This is a genomic window from Nocardiopsis sp. LOL_012, assembly GCF_048060475.1.
Classification (GTDB): Bacteria; Actinomycetota; Actinomycetes; order Streptosporangiales; family Streptosporangiaceae; genus Nocardiopsis.
In genome coordinates, this window is record NZ_JBHMIV010000002.1 from 39559 (window position 1) to 57242 (window position 17684).

The following is a 17684-nucleotide window of genomic DNA, read 5'->3' on the forward strand; positions in this document are numbered from 1 at the left end:
GAGTCCCACATGCCACGCACATCACGGCCTTTGCAGGTCTACCCCATCGTGCTGCGTCGTACGAGCGTGGCCCGCATCGTCGACGTCACCCCGAACATGCGGCGGATCACGCTGACCGGCGACGAGCTCTTCGCCGGGACCATGGGCGGGGGCCACGAGCGCCCGCCGTTCCGCTCCAACGGGTTCGACGACCACATCAAGATCGTCGTCCCCGCCGAGGACGGGACGGTGCCGCACATCGGCACCCAGGAGGAGCAGCGCTTCGCGTGGAGCCCCGAGGGCTTCGCCCGCACCCGCGACTACACGGTGCGTGCCTGGGACCCGGATACGGGCACCCTCGACATCGACATCGTCCGCCACGACCACGGCCTGGCCTCCTCCTGGGCGCTGCGCGCCCAGGAGGGGGACACGCTCCACTTCGCCGGTCCCAAGTCGTGCGCCCTGCGCAACGACGAGGCCGAGTGGCACCTGCTGGCGGGCGACGAGACGGCGCTCCCGGCGATCGGCCGCTGGCTGGAGGAGGCGCCCGAGGGCACCCGCGGACACGTGATCGTCGAGGTCCCCACCGCCGAGGACCGCCAGGAGATCGAGACCGCCGCCGACGTCGACGTCGAGTGGCTGGTGCGCGACGGCGCCCCCGCCGGAACCGGCACGCTGCTGTTCGAGGCCGTGTGGCGCGTGGCCGTGCCGGAGGGCCGCGTCTACGCCTGGGTCGGCGGCGAGGCGATGACGGTCGCCCCCATCCGCCGTCACCTGCGCAAGGACCTGGGGCTGCCCAAGGAGGACGTCGAGGTCGTCGGATACTGGCGCCGGCCCAAGGCCGCGGGCGCCGACGAGGCGGGGACACACGACGCATCCGGTACCCCCGCCGCCCCCGAGGGCCCCACCCCGCGCGAGCTGCTCCACGACGTCCACGAGATGAGCGAGCTGGGGCCGCCGGTCGTCACCCGCGCCGCCGTCACACTGGGGATCTGCCCCCTCATCGCCTCCGGCACCACCACGGCCGACGGGCTCGGCAGGGAGACCGGCGTGGAACCGGAGCGCCTCGCGTCCCTGCTCGACGCGATGACCGCCCTGGGGCTGGTCGAGCGCGACGGTGACCACTACCGCAACACGGCGCGCGGCGGGGTCCTCATGGACGACGCCCCCCTGGAGGCGCTCTCCCTCGACAACCCCGCCAACCGCGAGGCGCTCGCGCTCGTCGACCTCGTCGACGTGCTGCGTTCGGGCCGCCAGGCCCCGCGCCTGGGAACGGCCTCCTGGCGCGAGCGGCGGTCCGCCGACGAGGCGCTCGACACCGTCCACCAGGACCGGGCCGCCGAACAGCTCCAGTTCGTCGCCGAGCCGCTCGCGCAGCTCCCCGTGGTCGCCGGTGCCCGCACCCTTGCCGTCTTCGGCGACGCCGCACCGTACGCGGCCGCGCAGATCGCGCGCGGACGGACCGTGCAGCTCCCGGGGGCCGACGCCTCCGCGTGGCCCGGACACGACTGCGCGATCCTCATCGGGGCACTGGAGGGCAGAACCGACGACGAGGTGCTCGCCCTGCTGCGCACCGTCCTCGCCGCCGGTCCCGCACTCGTGATCGCCGAACCCACATCCGACAAGGCCGCCGCCGACGACCACGCCGCCGAACGCGCCCTGGTCAGCCTCGCGGTCACCGGTACGGCCCTGCGCACGAGCGACCGGATCGGTGGGCTCCTGCGTGCCGCCGGAGCGTCCACCGTCGAGACCGCGATGCTCGGCTGGGGTTTCGGGCCCTATGGAAACGTGGTCATCGCCCGTGCCTGAGACCGCCCCCACCGCTCCAGCAGGCGAGGGGCGGGCCGCAGCCGTGCCCACCGAGGGCCGCGCCGCCCGCCCCCGCATGCCGCCGGTCCTCCTCGGGCTGGCGCTCGCCTTCGGCATGAGCCTGTTCGTGGGTGCCGAGTACGTCTCACCGGCCCGTGTGCCACCGCGCTCCTCGGTGAGGGCGACCGCGAGGCCGAGATCCTGGTGTTCGAGTACCGGCTGCCCCGGGCACTCGCCGCGGTCACGGTCGGAGCGGCACTGGGCACCGCCGGAGCCCTCATCCAGGCCTACACCCAACCCCCTCGCCGACCCCGGCATCCTCGGAGTGAACGCCGGGGCCACCCTCTTCGTGGCCCTGGCGACCCTCCTGGGCCTGCCCGCCACGATCGGATCGCTCGTCTGGCCCGCCCTCGGAGGCGCCTTCTTCGCCACCAAGGCCGTCCAGCACGCGGTCCCCGACAAGTCCTTCCCCGTCGGCGTCGCCACGGTCGCGGTCGGCGGCCTCTACCTCATCACCCTCCTCGTCCGCGAGAACCGGAAGGGAACCCTGTGAGCACACCCCCCGGCGAGGCCCGTCTGCGGGCCGACGGCATCACCATGGCCTACGACAAGCGCGTCATCGGCGAGGACCTGACCGTCGACATCCCCGACGGCGAGTTCACGGTCATCCTCGGCCCCAACGCGTGCGGCAAGTCGACCCTGCTGCGCTCCCTGGCGCGCCTGCTCAAGCCCGGCGCGGGGACCGTGTACCTCGACGGCAAGGACATCCACGCCCCGCGCGCCAAGGAGGTGGCGACCCGGCTCGGCCTGCTGCCGCAGTCGGCCACCGCCCCCGCCGGCATCTCCGTGTTCGACCTGGGCGTCACCCCCGTCGGCCAGAGCCAGTACCAGCCCGGCATCGTTCCCGAGGACCTCGTGGACGACTTCGAGGCGGTCCCCGTCGTCGCCGAGGGCGTCGAGCCGAACCTGGAGGAGATCGCGGGCTTGGAGCCCGACCTCATCCTCGCCCCGAACGTCTACGAGGAGGAGGTCGTCGAGCAGCTCCAGGCCGTCGCCCCCGTCTACATCCCCACCCCGCGCGGCGGTGACCGCGCCAAGTGGTTCCAGCGCACCGAGGAGGTCGCCGACGCGCTCGGCGTCCCCGAGAAGGCCGATGAGCTCGCCGCCGACTTCGCGGCCCGCCAGCAGGAGATCGCCGACACCTACGCCGACGTGATCGACGGCACGACGATCGGCGTCATCGGCGCCTTCGAGGAGAACAGCTTCTACGCCTGGGGAGAGGAGAACATGAGCGGCACCCTGCTCGTGCCGCTCGGCTTCACCTGGTCCGCGCAGGAGAACGGGGCCGAGCCGGAGGCCACCGTCTCCAACGAGAGCCTCGACTCGGTCGTGGGCGACGTCGACGTCCTCTTCTACGACTCCGACCTGCGCGGCGAGGTCAACCCGTTCATGGCCGACCTCCAGGCGACCACCCTCTACCAGGGGCTCCCCGCCGTCCAGGACGGCCACGCCTACCCGGTCGGGAAGAACACCGTCGCCGGCTACACCGACGCCAACTACACGCTCGACCGCGTGGTCGAGGCCCTGGAAGACCTCCAGGCCTCGTAGCGGCCGATCCACTCAACGTGCGGGCCGCCCTTCCCCGGCGGCCCGCACGCCCCATGCGCACGGGCCGACCCACCCGTACCCGTCAGGTAGAATCTCTTCCGTTGCCTGCGCAACACGGGGCTATGGCGCAGTTGGTAGCGCGCCTCCATGGCATGGAGGAGGTCTGGGGTTCGAATCCCCATAGCTCCACTCGACTCCGAGACGACCCTGCTCGCGCGTGACCGCGTTCGCCGGGTCGTCTCGTCGTTTCCTCTGGGGGCGACCCCCAGACCCCCGGTGCGGGGCTTCGCCCCGCGGGTTCGAGTGACGTCCCGTCAGGTCCACGGACTCGGGACGACCCTGCTCGGGGGCCTTCGGCCGCCTCGCCGGGTCGTCCTTCGTGTCTTTCGGGGGTACCCCCGGACCCCCCGGGGTACCCCCCCTGTGGTTCTGGCCGCGTCGGTCGGCGGGGCGCGCTCCTGCATCGCGGGGCTTCGCCCTGCGGGCTGTCCGCTCTGTTCGCGGGCGTCTTCCGGTGTGCCGCTCGGCCGTCGCGCCTCGCGGTCGGGGTGGGCGGGACTCGTTGGTCACTCTTGGTAGTTAAATCATCGCTCTGGATGTACATTCATCGCTGAACGTCCCGCACGTCCGGGACGCACCACCCGCAGCCGTGAATCGGAGTCCAGATGCGCCGTCGCTGTGCGCTCGTGGCCGGGGCAGTCCTCGCCGCGTTGACCACCACCTCAGCCGCCGCTCCACCGGAGGAGGGACCGGGGCCGGAGACCGCCCTCCAGCAGGGGACGGTCACCAGCGGGGGAGAACCCCTGGGCGGTGCCGAGGTTCGCCTCTACCGGGCCGGGGACGGGTGGGACGACCCGGCGGCCGTCCTGGGGACGGCCCGCAGCGCTCCGGACGGGCGCTTCGAGATCGACTACCACCGACCCTCCGCCCCCGGGTCCGTGCTCTACGTCGTGGCGGAGGGCGACCCCGTCGGCTACGGGTACCGGGCCCAGGGCCGCGACCCCGTCCGGCTCACCGCGGTCCTTCCCGCTTCCCGCCGCTCCCGCGTGGTGGTCAACGAGCGCACGACCGTGGCCACCGCCTTCTCCATGGCCCAGTTCATGCAGGGGGCGCACATCGCCGGGCCCCGTCCCGGTCCGCAGAACGCCGCTCTCACGTCGCGCAACCTCGCCGACGCCAGGACCGGAGGGATCGCCCGGGTCCTGGCCGCCCCGCCCAACGGAGACCGCACCTCCACCCTGCGCACCTTCAACTCGCTGGCCAACCTCCTCGCCAGTTGCGCCGGCCCCGACTCCTGCGAGCGCCTGTTCCGTCTGGCGCGGGCCCAGGGCCAGCCCCCGGCCCGGGACACCCTGCAAGCGGCGCTCAACATCGCCCATGCGCCCGGCCACCGGACCGGGGCCCTGTTCCGGGCCTCGCGGACCCAGCGGGTGTTCGCCCCCGCGCTGGGGTCGGCACCGGACGCCTGGACCCTGGCCCTGAGCTACGTCGGCACCGGGCGCGAACTCGACGGGCCGGGCAACGTGGCCTTCGACGCCGACGGCAACGCCTGGATCATCAACAACTACGAGTTCGGCGCCGATCCCCGGGAGACGGTGTGCGGTGCCGAGCAGGTCGTGAAGTTCACCCCGGACGGCAGGAACGCGCCCGGCTCACCCTTCGGGGGCGGGGGCGTCTACGGCGCGGGCTACGGGGTCACCTTCGACCCGCGCGGAGACCTCTGGGTCGGCAACTTCGGCTTCCAGGGCCGCGGCTGCGAGAAGGACCAGGACCTGCTCTCCCGCAGCGTCTCCCAGTTCAGCTCCGAGGGGCTGCCGCTGTCGCCGCCGACGGGCTGGCGGGTGGGCGGTATCGATCGCCCCCAGGGCACCGTCGCCGACCGCAGCGGCACCGTCTGGCTGGCCAACTGCGGCAACGACACCGTGACCCGCATCCCGGGAGGCGACCCCCGTGACGCGGAGAACATCGATCCGGGCTCCGAACTGCTGGACACGCCGTTCGACATCGCCATCGACACCGAGGGCCGGGCGTGGGTGACCGGCAACAGGACCTCCAACGTCCTGGCGCTCGCCCCCGACGGCACACCGGTCGCCTCGGTCGAGGGCGGCGGGATCGACGCCCCCATGGGCATCGCCTCCGACAGCCTGGGCAACGTCTGGGTGGCCAACTCCGGCATCATCCAGCCGCCCTGCGGCGACATCAGCGTCGAGGACTTCCTGGAGTCGGTGCTCGATCCCCAGGCGGAGGCCTCCGTCACCGTGGTGGACGCCCAGGGCCGCACGCCGGACGGCCCCTTCGAGAACGGGGGCCTGCACATCCCGTGGGGCATCGCCGTCGACGGCGCCGACAACGTGTGGGTCGCTAACTTCGGCGGCCAGCGGTTGGCCCACCTGTGCGGGGCCGACGCCTCGTCCTGCCCGCCCGGGCACCGCACCGGCGACCCGATCTCCCCGGCCGGCACCGGCTACACCAGCGACGCGCTCGTGCGCAACACCGGGGTCCAGATCGACCCGTCCGGCAACGTGTGGCTGGCCAACAACTGGCAGACGCGGCCGCGCCTGACCAACCCGGGCGGTCACGAGATGGTGGTGTTCGTCGGCCTGGCCGAGCCGGTCGAGGCGCCCCTGGTCGGTCCGCCGCAGCGGCCCTGACCGGACCCGGCACCGCACGGCACGGCCTCCGCCCATCGGGGCGGAGGCCGTGCCCCGTTCCTTGACCCGAGGGCCCTCCCGGATGCATAATCAACAAGAAGGTTGATCAACTAAGAGATTGAATACGCAGATGGCGGATGACCCGTTGAGTCGCACGTTCGCGGCGCTGGCCGATCCCACGCGCCGGGCACTGCTGGCCCGGCTCGCGCGCGGTGAGGCCACCGTCAACGAGTTGGCGGAGCCCTTCCCGATCAGCCTCCAGGCGGTCTCCCGGCACCTGAAGGTGCTGGAGGCGGCCGGACTGATCAGCCGGGGCCGGGACGCGCAGTGGCGCCCGTGCCGGCTGGAGGCCGCCCCGCTGGAGCGCGCCTCGGTGTGGATCGAGCGCTACCGCGACCGGTGGGAGGACCGCTTCGAGCGCCTCGACCAGGAGATCCGCCGCATCCAGGACGGCAGCGAGAAGGGAAACGACCATGAGTGACCTGCAAGTGATCATCGAGCCCGGCCGACAGGACGTCGTCATCAAGCGGAGCTTCGACGCCCCGCGCGAGACCGTCTTCCGGGCCATGACCGAACCGGAGTACCTGGCCCGCTGGTGGGGGCTCAGGGAGACCGAGACCGTCGTGGACCGCGCCGACGTCAGGCCCGGCGGGTCCTGGCGGTTCGTGGAGAAGGCGCCCGACGGCGCGGAGTACGCCTTCCACGGCGTGTACCACGACGTGGCCGCCCCGGAGCGCCTCGTCCAGACCTTCGAGTTCGAGGGCACCCCCGGGCACGTGCTCCTGGAGACCCACCGGCTGGAGAGCGAGGGGAGCCGTACCCTCTACACCGTGAGGTCGGTCTTCCAGTCGGTGGAGGACCGCGACGGCATGGTCGCCGCAGGGATGGAGTCCGGTACGACCCAGTCCCTGGACGCGTTGGAGGAGGTCGTCGCCGCCCTGGTCTGAGCGCCGCGGTCCGGTCGGCCCCGCGGCGGGGCCGACCGGACCGGCCCTGTGGACACCGGCCCGTCCGTCGCCCCGGGCCGGTACTGTCAATCCGTGGCAGATCTCCCCGACGTCCCCACCCTGCTCGACGCGGCCGTCTCCGCTCTGGGCGGCACCCACCGCGAGGGCCAGCGGACCATGGCCGACGCCGTGACCGACGCGGTCCGGCGGCGCGAGCACCTGGTGGTCCAGGCCGGCACCGGCACCGGAAAGTCCCTGGCCTACCTCGTGCCCGCGGTCAGACACGCGATGGCCGAGGAGACCACCGTGGTCGTCTCCACCGCCACCATCGCGCTCCAGAACCAGCTCATCGAACGGGACCTGCCCAGACTGGCCGCCGCGCTCGCCCCCCTGCTGCCGCGCGAGCCCACCTTCGCGGTGCTCAAGGGGCGGCGCAACTACCTGTGCCGCAACCGCCTCCACGCCGCCGACCACGAGGCCGAGGACGCCGAACTCTTCGACCCCCGGCAGTTGTCCGCGCTCGGACGCCAGGTGGCGCGCCTGCACGAGTGGGCCGAGGAGACCGTCACCGGCGACCGCGACGAACTCGCCCCCGGGGTCGGCGACCTGGCCTGGCGCCAGGTCTCTGTGGGCGGAAACGAGTGCATGGGCGCCCGCGCCTGCCCCTTCGGCCAGGAGTGCTTCGCCGAGTTCGCCCGCGAGGCCGCCCGAGGTGTGGACGTCGTCGTCACCAACCACGCCATGCTCGCCATCGACATGACCCAGGATGGCCGCCTCCTGCCCGAGCACGACACCATCGTGATCGACGAGGCGCACGAACTCGTCGACCGCGCCACCTCCGTGGCCACCGCCACCCTCACCGAACGCGCGGTGGCCACCGCCGCCAAGCGCGCCGGCCGCCTCGTCGAACCCGGGATCGGCGAGCGGCTCACCGAGTGCGCCGAGGGCCTCGGCCTGATGCTGGCCGACGCCCCCGAGGGTCGGATCGACCACATCGACGACGGCCTGGCCGGGGCCGTCGCCGCCGTCCGCGACGCCGCGGCCGCCTGCGTCAGCGCAGCCGGCCCCGCCACGGGGGAGTTCGACCCCGACACTGCCAGCGACCGCAAGATGGCCCTGGCCGCCCTGGAGGAGGTCCACGACGCCGCCGTGCGGGTCCTGGAGGCGTTCGGCCCCCCGCTGCGCGAGCGCACCGAGGTCTGCTGGCTCACCAGGTCGCCCTCCCGCCCGCCCTCCCTCAGCGCCGCACCGCTGGGCGTGGGCGGCCTGCTGCGCGAGAAGCTCTTCGGGGACCGCACGGTCGTGCTCACCTCGGCCACCCTCGCCCTCGGCGGCACCTTCGCACCCTTGGCCCACCAGTGGGGCCTGGGCCGTGAGGCCGCCCAGGAGGCGGCCGAGCGCGCCGAACGCGGACTGCACCCGGACCCGGGCCCGGAGCGGGCCCCCGACCCCGACGACGACGGACCGCACCGGGCCGCCGGTGAGCCCCGCTGGCGCGGTCTGGACGTGGGTTCGCCCTTCGACCACGCCCGCAGCGGCATCCTCTACGTGGCCACCCATCTGCCTCCGCCGGGGCGCGATGGCCTGGCTCCGGCCTGCCTGGACGAGATCGCCGAGCTCATCGAGGCCGCCGACGGCCGCGCCCTCGGGTTGTTCTCCTCCATGCGCGCCGCCCAGCAGGCCACCGAGGAGCTGCGCGGACGCCTGGAGCAGCCGATCCTCTGCCAGGGCGAGGACTCCACCGGCCAACTGGTCCGCGCCTTCGCCGAGGAGGAGCGGTCCTGCCTGTTCGGCACCCTCTCGCTTTGGCAGGGCGTGGACGTGCCCGGGCCGTCCCTGCAACTGGTGATCGTCGACCGCATCCCCTTCCCGCGGCCCGACGACCCGCTGTCCTCGGCACGCCAGCGGGCGGTCTCCTCCCACGGCGGCAACGGCTTCATGGCGGTGACGGCCACCCACGCGGCCCTGCTGCTCGCCCAGGGCACCGGCCGGCTGCTGCGGTCGACCGACGACCGCGGCGTGATCGCGGTCCTGGACCGGAGGCTGGCCACCGCGCGCTATGGCGGGTTCCTCCGCGCGTCGCTGCCCCCCTACTGGGGGACCACGGACCCCTCGGTGGCCCGGGCCGCGCTGCGCCGCCTCACCGGGAGGACGGCCCCCGAACCGGCGGCGGGGTGAGCGCCGACCCGGTTCCGCGGCCCCGCGTCCGAGGACCGCTCGGCGGGGTGGGCCGGTTCGGCCGGGCACCTCGCCCCGCGCACGGGGGAGACGGCGGGTCGGGGGAGGTCAGCGGGAGCGGTAGCCGAAGAGCCGGACCGCGTAGCCGGGGGAGTCGTCCTCGGGCTCCTGGATGTACCAGCGTTCGTCGTGCTCGCCCACCAGGAGTTCGTTCCACATCATGTCGATGAGCTTGAGCCGGGACACCACGGGGGACTCGGGGTCCAGCACGATGGAGTAGGACTGGTCGGTCAGCCGCTGGGTGACCATGCCCACGGACTGCCCGTCCCAGATCGCGGGGACGGTCGCGTGGCCGACCTCGATACCGCACAGCCTGAGTTGCTCGACCTCCTCCTCCAGAGCCTCGGCGGCCAGGGCGCCGTCTAGGCGCAGGGCGTCCTCCAGTTCGTCCCGCTCCTCGTCGCCGCGCAGGTAGGCGTGGTAGGTGCGGTAGCCGCACGTGCGGCACTTGCGCCAGACGACGCACCGGGCCACCCCGTAGGCGGACTGCGCCTCGCCTACGCACTGGTAGTCGCTCACCCGGCGGACCATGCCGCATTCACAGCACAAGGCAGTGAGATCCTGCTCCATCAGAGTCCCCCCTCCCAGGCGAGTATGCGACGGATGGAGCCCGTAAGGGAACCCGTTCCATGAGGAAGTCGGGGCAAGGTGTTGTCATCAATGCCCCAAATGCCCCGATCTCGGGTTTCGGGTGCGCACGGACACGGCTCTGGCATGTCCGCCGTCACTCGTCCAGGGACAGGCCGCGCTTGTTGCGGGCGCTCCAGTCGCGCATCCGCTGGGGGTACCCGACGATCTGGACGTCGTAGGCGGGGGTCGCGATCCTGCTCGCCACCTTGCGGATGACCTCGGGGGAACCGCACCTGCGGCGGATCCACTCCCCGTCGGTGGCCACCGCCACGGCGGTGGCCCGGGTGGCGAAGGTCTCGGGCTCGACGAAGAACTCCACCCCCACCCGGCTCTCGGCGAACTCGATCAGCGCCTTGATGTCGGAGTCCTCGGAGTCCCGGTCGAAGCGGGCCTTGCCCTTGCGGTTGGCCTTGCGTAGGCCGAAGCGGTCTCGCCATCCCATCGGCGTGCCGTCCTTAGTCTGCGACGTCTCGTCGGGCGGGGGTGTCCTCGGTGCCGCGGCCGCGAACGGCCTCGGCACCGCCGATCCCCCAGAGTCTAGGAGCTGTTTTGAACGCGGTGCCGCGCTACGGGGGTGCCGCGAGGGCGCCCACGGGGCCGCCGTAGGTGCCGAAGGTTCCCGTTCCCCGGGCATCCGAGCACGGACAGAAGCGCAGCGGAGGTTCAAAGAAGCCCAGTCTAGTTCCTCCCCCGCCGGAGGGGCGGAGGGCGGGTCCCCGGAGCGCACCGGTTTCACGCGTTTTCCGGACAGCTCTGTCACCGCGCTGCTACGTTCTGTCTCGCATCGCACTACAGGGGGAGATCATGATGCCGATGTGGACGTGGGCGGGGGAGACCGCGCGCCATCTGCGAAAGATGGGACAGGTCGAACTCGCTGACTCCGTCACGAGTCTGCCCGAGTCGTGTGAGGCCGGGGAGGCGGTCCGCGTGGAGACGGTCGCCCGCTCGGCCCTGCGCACGGCCTGCCGCCTGGCGGCCGAGGCGGGTGAGGCCGAGGCTCCGGCCGTTCTCGGCACGCCGACCCTGGCCTACCTCGCGCACTGGCCCCTGGCCGTACGGGTGGGTGCGCTCGCCGAGGGCAGGAGGGCGATCGACCAGGCCGTCGCCGCCGTGGAGGACGGGCCCGACCCGCGGGAGCACGGCCCGCTGCCGGTGTCCGCACTGGAGACGCTGGCTCGATGCCACGCCAACATCGACGCGGCGGGCACCACGGCTGTGCGCCGCGAACTGCTGTCGGCGCAGCGCCTCGACGGGTGGGAGAACACCCCCGCCTGGCCGTCCCTGTGCCTGGCCCGCACCCACGTCCTGATCGACGAGGGGCGGCCCGACCGGGCCGAGTCCGAGCTGCGCCGCTACGAGCACACGGCCATCGGACCCGCGCTGCTGGGCACCGAGGGGGTGTTCGCCCTCGTCCGCTCCCTGCGCCACCAGGACAAGCACACCGACGCACTGGAGGCCCTGGACCGCCTGGAGGCCGAGATCACCCTGGAGAGGGAGATCGCCGCCGCGGGGACACGGCACGTCGCGCTGGGCCGGTCCATCCGCTTCGAGCGGGCACGGCTGCTGTCCTGGCTGGTCCGCCTGGGGCTGTGCCCCTCCCGGGACGCCATCGGCGTCCTGCCCACGGTGGAGGAGGCCGAGGCCCACCCGAGCTTGCGGCCGGCCTGGGTGGAGGCCGTGGAGAACCTCGTCTGCCAGGGCGCGGTCCGCAACGACTGGCGCCTAGGGGTGCGGGTCACCACCTGGTCGCGCTACTTCGAGCGGGTGGGCGCGCCGCGCCGGGGTGCCGAACTGGCCCTGGCCGCCGCGCGCCTGGCCGTCGGACGCGGGGCGCGCTGGGTGGCGGAGTGCTCGGCGCTCCGGGCCGAGCGTCTCATCGCCGAACTGGGCCGCACTGAGGAGGCCGCCGGGGACCTGGCCGAGGTCCGCTCCCTGGTCGCGGCCATGACCCCGGTCCCGCCCGTGGCGTCCGCCGACCGCATCCTGGACCACCTCAGGGCCCAGCCCGCCGACCAGGTCGACCCCGAGTACCAGGCGGAGCAGGTCAACGCCGCGCTGTCGTCCCTGCCCAGCGACACCCCGCTGCTGGCCGCGCTCGGCCAGGTCGGACGCACACTGATGCTCTCCGACGTGGCCACCGGCCCGCAGTGGCGCCACGTGCGTGAGCGGCCCGGCGACCAGAACGCGGCGCTGTCGCTGCTGGAGACGCTCCTGCACGACAACGACACCGCGGGGGTCCGGGACCTGGTCCGCACGCTCGCCGCGGGGGCGCCCGGCCAGGACGACGAGGGCCGGGCCGCAGTGGTGGGCGTCGGGCCGGTGGAGCCCTACCGGATCGCGCCGGAGGCCGGGACGGCGGTGGCCAGCGCGCGGCCGGCCGGGTAGGCGAGCGCGGCCCCGGGCAATCGGGAGGGCCGTCCGCTGGCCAGGACGGTCACCCGGCCCGGCGCCTCCCTGGGGGGAGGCGCACCGATCCTGCGCAGGGCCTGCGCGGCCACGGCGTCGGCGGCCGTGAACGTGTCCACGGCGCGTCCCAGGGCCGCGAGGGCGCGGTCCCCGACCAGGTCGTAGTGCGTACAGCCCAGGACCACACCCCGGACGGCGTCCGGGGTCCGCTCGGCCGCGTAGGCCAGGGCGTCGGCGATCATCCGCGGGTCGGCGGACTCCACCGCCTCGGCCAGGCCGAGGCAGGCCACGGGGGTGACCTCGACGCCCGAGGCGAAGGTCTCGATGAGCCGGTTCTGGTAGGCGCTGCGGGTGGTCGCCGCCGTGGACCACACCGCGATCGGTCCTCCCGCCGCCGCGGCGGGCTTGATCGGCGGGACCGTGCCGATCACCGGGATCCGCGGTTCGAACTCGGCCCTCAGCGCGGCCAGTCCGTGGACGGAGGCGGTGTTGCAGGGCACCACCACCGCGGCCAGGTCCTCCCGGTCCGAGGCCTCGCGCGCCGCGCGGGCACCGGCCAGGACGCGCCCGATGATCTCCTCCGGGGTGCGCGGGCCCCAGGGCATGTGGTCCGGGTCCATGGACAGGACGAGGTCGGCGTCCGGGCGTGCGGCGTGCAGGGCCGCCGCCGTGGAGAGCATGCCGATTCCGGAGTCAACGAGAGCGATGCGCACGGTTGCAGATTCTATGCCGCGACCGGCCCCGCCGCGCCCTCACGTCCACAGGCGCGAGCCCGAGCCCCACACGCGTTCGGCCTCGTCGAGGAGGCCCTCCCCGCCGACGGCCTCCAACCCGGCGACGGCGCCCAGGGTGAGCAGGACGGACTCGCGGTCGTCGGGGTGGGCGCGGATCAGGTCGTCGCCGGCCGTGTCCAGGTAGGCCAGGCCCACGCGGCCGTCCTGGTAGCGGCCCAGGACGTCTTGGAGGTCGCGGGTCCACTTGCTGAGCCGCTTGGCGGGTTTGCCCAGACCGGTCTGGGCCATCCGTGCGGCGTAGCGGACCCGTTTGGCGGACTTGCGCACCTCGTGCCAGGCCGCGGCCCGCTGTTCGGGGTCCCCCGCGGCGTCGGCGGCGAGCGCTTCGTCGTGGTGGTCCCGCAGGCGTGCGCACGCCCGGGTGATGTCCTTGGCCAAGAGGTCGGTGTCCCCACGCGCCGCCTTCTTGCGCAGCGGCGGCGCGGCGAGCAGCGTGTCGAGTGCGTCGAGGAGGGCGAAGTAGCGCGGGCTGTTGAGGAACGCGTCCACCTCGGACCGGGCCCGCTCCATGCGTTCGTCGAGGTAGGTGAGCCAGGCGCCGCTGCGGTCCCGTCCCACCAGGTGGTCGGGCAGGCGCTCCAGGTGCGCGGTCCAGCGCTCGCGCAGCACCTCCAGGTCCCTGACCTCGCCGAGCACGGCGGCCAGGTGGCGCAGTTCGTCGGTGACGGGGCGGGTCTGGGAGCGCCGCAGGACCGAGCGGAACCCGGTCAGGGCGCTGCGCAGACGGCGGCTGGTCACCCGCATCTGGTGCACGGCGTCCGGCTCGAAGCGGCGTACGAGCGGGTCGAAGGCGAGCAGGCGGTCGGTGTACTGGGCCAGGTGGGCCAGGACCGTCGCGGCGTCGCCCGAGCCCGGGTGCCGCGGGAGCGGGGGCGGCAGCCGGTGGCCCAGCGCCCGGCGCAGCTTGGAGGGGTACTCGGCCGGCCGGGCGCCCGACCGGGTCAGCACAGCGGTGACGCGGTCGAGGTCGGAGCGGTCGCCGTCGGCGAGTTCGGCCTCGACCTCGCGCCAGGAGTCCTCCGCGCCGACGGTGTCGTCGGCGGTGCGGGGCGCCAGGTCGTGGGAGGTCACGTGGTCGTCGGCGACCACGACCAGGGTGGCACCGTCCTCGCCGTCCAGGCGGTGCTCGGTGCGTTCGGTGTCGATCCGGGCCACCGGCAGCAGGGGCGCGCCGCGTGTGGCCGCGGCGGACAGGCCGACGAAGCTCGCGGGCGGTTCGCAGGAGAGGGGAGCGTGCAGTTCGCGGCGGGTGCCCTCGCCCCAGGGGACCTTGAGGTGCCAGCCGGCGTCGGAGCCGCCGGTGCGGCGGCGGCAGGTGATGCCGCGGGCCGCCAGGCGCAGTCCGGCGGTGTCGTAGTAGGTGGCTTCGAGGCGGAAGGCCTCGGAGCGCACGCCGCCCGGGGCGGTCCCGGACAGGTCGGGCAGGTCCCCGTCCATGGCGAACGTGGTCTCGACCTCGACGTGGTCGTTCAACGGCGGCCCCCTCCGCTCGGGGTTCCTTTCGCCTATTCCACCATCGCCGGGTCCGGCGCGGAAGGGTGCGGACGGATCGCCGCTCAAGTGATCCAGGTCACACCATCGGGTGTCGCTGGTAGGGGGACTCTCCAAGCGACACGGACGCAAATGGGGTGGCAAAAATCCGTTACCGGTAGGTAGAACTGAGGAGATCGGCCCGTCCCACACGTTTCGTGTCGGGGGCGGATCACACCATGCCGTGCGTCACGAGCGCCGGGACCGGAAGCGGGAACTGGGATGGCACCTCCACAGCAGGACACGGGTACGAGTGCGGCCGGGGGACGGCCGGGCCTCGCCGCGCACGACGAGGCCGTCCGGCGGCTGCGCCGGGAGTTCCGGGCTCTGCCCGGGGACGCCCCCGTCCGGCTGGCCAAACCCACCTCCAACCTCTTCCGCTTCCGCGAACCCTCGTCGTCCCCGCCGCTGGACGTGTCGGCCTTCTCCGGCGTCATCGGTATCGACCCCGTGGAGGGCCTGGCCGACGTGGGCGGCATGACCACCTATGAGGACCTCGTCGCCGCCACCCTCCCGCACGGGCTGATGCCGCTGGTCGTCCCGCAACTGCGGACCATCACCGTGGGCGGTGCCGTCACGGGGCTGGGCATCGAGTCCACCTCCTTTCGCAACGGACTGCCCCACGAGTCCGTCCAGGAGATGGAGATCCTCACCGGATCGGGTGAGGTCGTCACCGCCACCCGCGACAACCGGCACGCCGACCTGTTCCACGGCTTCCCCAACTCCTACGGCACCCTCGGCTACGCGCTGCGCCTGCGCATCGAGCTGGAGCCCGTCTCCCCGTACGTACACCTGCGCCACCTGAGGTTCCACGACGCGTCCGAGGCCATGGCCGCCCTCGAACGGATCTGTGGCGCCGCCGAACACGACGGGCGGCCCGTCGACTTCGTGGACGGGGTGGCCTTCGGCCCCGACGAGCTCTACCTCACCCTCGCCCGCTTCACCGACCACGCGCCGTGGACCGGCGACTACACCGGAACCGGCGTCTACTACCGCTCCATCCGCGACTACGCCGGGACGGGGCCGGGCGACTACCTCACCATCCACGACTACCTGTGGCGATGGGACACCGACTGGTTCTGGTGCTCCCGTGCCTTCGGTGCCCAGCACCCCCTGGTCCGCCCCCTGTGGCCGCGCGCGCTCAAGCGCTCCGACGTCTACCGCAGGCTCGTCGCCTGGGACCGGCGCACCGACTTCTCCCGGCTGCTCGACCACTACCGCGGCAGGCGGCCCCGGGAACCGCTCATCCAGGACGTCGAGGTCGGCGTCGAACGCGGCGCGGAGTTCCTCGACTTCTTCCACACGCGGATCGGCATGAGCCCCGTGTGGATGTGCCCCCTGCGGCTTCGGGAACCGGCCTCCTCCGGGGCCGCCGACGGGCACGTGTGGCCGCTCTACCCACTGGAGAGCGACCGCCTGTACGTCAACTTCGGCTTCTGGGGACTCGTCGACATGGCACCCGGCCAGCGCCGGGCCCACCACAACCGTCTCGTGGAGGAGGAGGTCGAGCGCCTCGGCGGCCACAAGTCGCTGTACTCGGACGCCTTCTACACCGAGGAGCGCTTCTGGCGGCTCTACAACGGGTCGGCCTACGCCCGCCTCAAGGCGGACTACGACCCCGACGGCAGGCTGCTCGACCTGTACGCCAAGTGCGTACGCAACCGCTGACACCGAGAAGGACCAAGGACGAGCCGGGCCGGTCCTCCGCCGGGGCCGGGCCCGGGAGAGTGAGGACGAGAACATGCGGCTTGCCGAGATCTTCGAGCGGGTCGTCGGCCCCGACGCACCCATCCGCTTCACCGCCTACGACGGCAGCGAGGCCGGTCCCCCCGACGCCGAGAACACCCTTCGCGTGCGCACACCGGTCGCCGTCAACTACCTCGCCCAGTCGCCGAACGCCGTGGGCCTCACACGCGCCTACGTGTCCGGGCACCTGGACGTGGAGGGCGACATGTACACCGCCCTGCGGTCCATGGCCCGCTTCACCCTGGAGAACGGCCGCGCCCCGGGGGCCGGGGACCTCCTCCGAGTGGCCCGCTCCGTGGGGTGGGTCAAGTTCGTCAACCGGGTCGCCCCGCCTCCGCAGGAGATGCGCCAGAGCAGGCTGACACGCCTGGGCTGGCGGCACTCCAAGGAGCGCGACGCCGAGGTCATCCACCACCACTACGACGTGTCCAACACCTTCTACGAAATGGTGCTGGGACCGTCCATGGCCTACACCTGCGCCGTCTTCGGCGACGCCGAGGAGTCCCTGGAGAGCGCCCAGTTCCGCAAGCACGACCTCGTCGCCCGCAAGCTCGGGCTGGAGAGCGGCATGCGCCTGCTCGACGTCGGCTGCGGCTGGGGCGGCATGGTCATGCACGCCGCGCGCGAGTACGGCGTCAAGGCGCTGGGCGTCACCCTGTCCAAGCAGCAGGCGGAGTGGGCGGCCAAGCGCATCGCCCAGGAAGGGCTGTCGGACCTGGCCGAGGTCCGCCACATGGACTACCGGGACGTCCCCGACGGCCACTACGACCGGATCAGCTCGATCGGCCTGACCGAGCACATCGGCGCCGACCGACTGGCGCCCTACTTCGCCTCGCTCCACGACAAGCTGGTCCCGGGCGGGCGCCTGCTCAACCACTGCATCACCCGGCCGCGCAACGACCTCAAGCCCCTCAACCCCCGGGGCGTCATCAACCGGTACGTCTTCCCCGACGGTGAACTGGAGGGTCCCGGGACCATCCAGACGGCGATGAACGACGCCGGGTTCGAGATCCGCCACCAGGAGAACCTGCGCGAGCACTACGCCCTCACACTCCGGCGCTGGGGCGCCAACCTGGAGCGGAACTGGGGCGAGGCGGTCGCCGAGGTCGGGGAGGGCACCGCGAGGGTCTGGCGCCTCTACATGGCCGGGTGCGTCCTGGGCTTCGAGATGAACGTGGTCCAGTTGCACCAGATCCTCGGCGTCCGCCTGGACGGCACCGAGGCGCACATGCCGCTGAGGCCGGACTTCTGACCCGCCCCCGGTGGTCGCCCGTGGGGACTCCGGCGGTTGTGGCTCCCCCGGGGCGGCCGCCACGGCATGATGAGGGCAGGCACACCGACCAGAA

The 17684-nt window shown here is 73.0% G+C and carries 13 protein-coding genes, 1 tRNA gene and 1 pseudogene; 11 read left to right on the forward strand and 4 right to left on the reverse strand.

Annotation, left to right across the window (positions count from 1 at the left end; translation table 11 throughout):
• Positions 1 to 9: 9 nt before the first annotated feature.
• From ACFHWE_RS01565 to ACFHWE_RS01600, 8 genes and pseudogenes are all read left to right on the forward strand, one after another.
• The gene (locus ACFHWE_RS01565) at positions 10 to 1788 is read left to right on the forward strand and encodes an SIP domain-containing protein (RefSeq protein ID WP_416598724.1); all 1779 of its coding nucleotides are present in this window, start codon (positions 10 to 12) and stop codon (positions 1786 to 1788) included.
• 204 nt (positions 1789 to 1992) lie between these two features.
• Positions 1993 to 2341: pseudogene (locus ACFHWE_RS01570) on the forward strand (iron chelate uptake ABC transporter family permease subunit).
• Positions 2338 to 3396: an ABC transporter substrate-binding protein gene (locus ACFHWE_RS01575; protein WP_416598725.1), complete on the forward strand. Its 1059-nt coding sequence runs from the start codon at positions 2338 to 2340 to the stop codon at positions 3394 to 3396. The pseudogene ACFHWE_RS01570 and the gene ACFHWE_RS01575 overlap by 4 nt, the downstream one beginning before the upstream one ends.
• Positions 3397 to 3512: 116 nt before the next feature.
• Positions 3513 to 3585 (forward strand) — tRNA-Ala (locus ACFHWE_RS01580).
• A gap of 476 nt (positions 3586 to 4061) precedes the next feature.
• Positions 4062 to 6047: a hypothetical protein gene (locus ACFHWE_RS01585; protein WP_416598726.1), complete on the forward strand. Its 1986-nt coding sequence runs from the start codon at positions 4062 to 4064 to the stop codon at positions 6045 to 6047.
• 130 nt (positions 6048 to 6177) lie between these two features.
• Positions 6178 to 6528 (forward strand): ArsR/SmtB family transcription factor, encoded by a 351-nt coding sequence (locus ACFHWE_RS01590; RefSeq protein WP_416598727.1) that lies wholly within the window; start codon positions 6178 to 6180, stop codon positions 6526 to 6528.
• Entirely contained in the window at positions 6521 to 6994 is a 474-nt protein-coding gene (locus tag ACFHWE_RS01595; RefSeq protein WP_416598728.1) for an SRPBCC family protein, read from the forward strand. Before ACFHWE_RS01590 ends, ACFHWE_RS01595 begins: the two co-directional genes overlap by 8 nt.
• A gap of 93 nt (positions 6995 to 7087) precedes the next feature.
• Complete coding sequence (locus ACFHWE_RS01600; protein ID WP_416598729.1) at positions 7088 to 9172, forward strand: ATP-dependent DNA helicase; 2085 nt, start codon at positions 7088 to 7090, stop codon at positions 9170 to 9172.
• Between the two features lie 108 nt (positions 9173 to 9280).
• On the opposite strand, the gene ACFHWE_RS01605 is transcribed toward ACFHWE_RS01600, so the two are convergent.
• Together ACFHWE_RS01605 and ACFHWE_RS01610 are read right to left on the reverse strand one after the other, a co-directional pair.
• Positions 9281 to 9802 (reverse strand): DUF6315 family protein, encoded by a 522-nt coding sequence (locus tag ACFHWE_RS01605; RefSeq protein ID WP_416598730.1) that lies wholly within the window; start codon positions 9800 to 9802, stop codon positions 9281 to 9283.
• A 154-nt stretch (positions 9803 to 9956) separates the two neighbouring features.
• Complete coding sequence (locus ACFHWE_RS01610) at positions 9957 to 10304, reverse strand: hypothetical protein (RefSeq protein ID WP_028649821.1); 348 nt, start codon at positions 10302 to 10304, stop codon at positions 9957 to 9959.
• A gap of 365 nt (positions 10305 to 10669) precedes the next feature.
• Here ACFHWE_RS01610 and ACFHWE_RS01615 point away from each other — a divergent pair, with 365 nt between their 5' ends.
• The gene (locus ACFHWE_RS01615; protein WP_416598731.1) at positions 10670 to 12247 is read left to right on the forward strand and encodes a hypothetical protein; all 1578 of its coding nucleotides are present in this window, start codon (positions 10670 to 10672) and stop codon (positions 12245 to 12247) included.
• On the opposite strand, the gene ACFHWE_RS01620 is transcribed toward ACFHWE_RS01615, so the two are convergent.
• Both ACFHWE_RS01620 and ACFHWE_RS01625 read right to left on the reverse strand, forming a co-directional pair.
• On the reverse strand, positions 12190 to 12981 hold the full coding sequence (locus tag ACFHWE_RS01620) for a glutamate racemase (RefSeq protein WP_416598732.1): 792 nt from the start codon (positions 12979 to 12981) through the stop codon (positions 12190 to 12192). The genes ACFHWE_RS01615 and ACFHWE_RS01620 overlap by 58 nt on opposite strands.
• 39 nt (positions 12982 to 13020) lie before the next feature.
• Positions 13021 to 14535: a CHAD domain-containing protein gene (locus ACFHWE_RS01625; protein ID WP_416598733.1), complete on the reverse strand. Its 1515-nt coding sequence runs from the start codon at positions 14533 to 14535 to the stop codon at positions 13021 to 13023.
• Positions 14536 to 14814: 279 nt separating this feature from the next.
• On the opposite strand from ACFHWE_RS01625, the gene ACFHWE_RS01630 reads away from it, so the two are divergent.
• Together ACFHWE_RS01630 and ACFHWE_RS01635 are read left to right on the forward strand one after the other, a co-directional pair.
• Positions 14815 to 16260: an FAD-binding oxidoreductase gene (locus ACFHWE_RS01630; RefSeq protein WP_416598734.1), complete on the forward strand. Its 1446-nt coding sequence runs from the start codon at positions 14815 to 14817 to the stop codon at positions 16258 to 16260.
• Positions 16261 to 16333: 73 nt separating this feature from the next.
• Entirely contained in the window at positions 16334 to 17590 is a 1257-nt protein-coding gene (locus ACFHWE_RS01635; protein ID WP_416598735.1) for a class I SAM-dependent methyltransferase, read from the forward strand.
• Positions 17591 to 17684: the final 94 nt, after the last annotated feature.